Origin of the sequence: Bacillus hominis, from assembly GCF_018332515.1 — a bacterium.
Classification (GTDB): Bacteria; Bacillota; Bacilli; order Bacillales; family Bacillaceae_G; genus Bacillus_A; species Bacillus_A hominis.
Genome location: NZ_BOQD01000254.1, coordinates 1 through 1,118 on the forward strand (window position 1 = coordinate 1; position 1,118 = coordinate 1,118).

Annotated in this window: 1 protein-coding gene and 1 pseudogene; both read right to left on the reverse strand. The window is 30.9% G+C overall.

Features of this window, described 5'->3' with window-relative positions; translation table 11 throughout:
- A pseudogene (locus tag KI356_RS21240) lies at positions 1–362 on the reverse strand (hypothetical protein); the annotation flags it as partial.
- A 71-nt stretch (positions 363–433) separates the two neighbouring features.
- Entirely contained in the window at positions 434–910 is a 477-nt protein-coding gene (locus KI356_RS21245; protein ID WP_212936369.1) for a XoxI protein, read from the reverse strand.
- Positions 911–1,118: the final 208 nt, after the last annotated feature.

The window sequence follows — 1,118 nt, forward strand, 5'->3', positions numbered from 1 at the left end:
ATTGAACTGTTGGGTTTCATATCGAAAGAATAGTGGGATACCTCATTTGTAGTGTCTTCTATTCTAAAAGGTTTTTGTTCGTAATCTTCTAAAATAATTAATCCATATTTTCGGTCTTCATCAATATTATGTACGAATGATAATGATACGTTGATCTTATTATTCTCACTAGTGATTTCACTTCCATTGTCGATATGTTTACCTTGATTATCCTTTAAGCCATAAGAAACGGTATTTGTTTGTTGTTCTCTCTTATTTTCTTTGGAAGGTGTATGAGGTTGTATGGTTGAAACATTGAACAAAACATAAATTGTAATTAACGAAATAAGTAAAACACCAATAATAATATATATTTGTTTCATAAATAGCACCTCAATATATTTAAAATATAAGAGAAAAAAGATATGCAAGATGCATATCTTTTTTCTCTTTCTTACCAGGAAGCTTTTGTTTCGTGATTCACATCATTATAACCATTTAATTTATAGGTATGATTACCAATAGCGTAATCATCTCCATAATAAACGCTTGTGTTGGTCGCTGTAGCACTTACATAAGATGATTTTTTTGCATTATTACTTTTCGTATTAACTAATGAGCCATCGCCATTGAAAGTCCTTGCTTTTGCATAAATATAGTCTTCGGTCGTAGTTGATTTAGATTTAGCAACTGCATATGGGTTACCAAAAAAGGGAGTATATACGCTAATGTTAGAATCATTCTTAGGTGCAGCTGCAACAGTCAAACTAGAAACATTGGATGTTTTTGCTGATTGAATTGTATCAAAGTCAACTAAAACAGGCTGCTTGTCTGCAGCACTCACCTCTGAGGCACTTGCGTTATTAGTAAAACCAAAACCTAAAACCGCTAACCCTAAAGTTGTCACCGCTAAAGATTTTTTCATATTCACTAATTTTCCCACCTTTTTTAATTTTTGAGTTCGAACTCAATTCATACAATATATGAAAATTTCAAAACCCTCAATAATCTATCCGATACTTAACTTTTCTTTTACTTTTGATTCAACATATCTTCATTTTCATAAGTTGAGTATATCTTCAATTGCTTAGCGATTCATGGAAGTAGGTTTACCTTTATGAAATTTATATAAATTTACA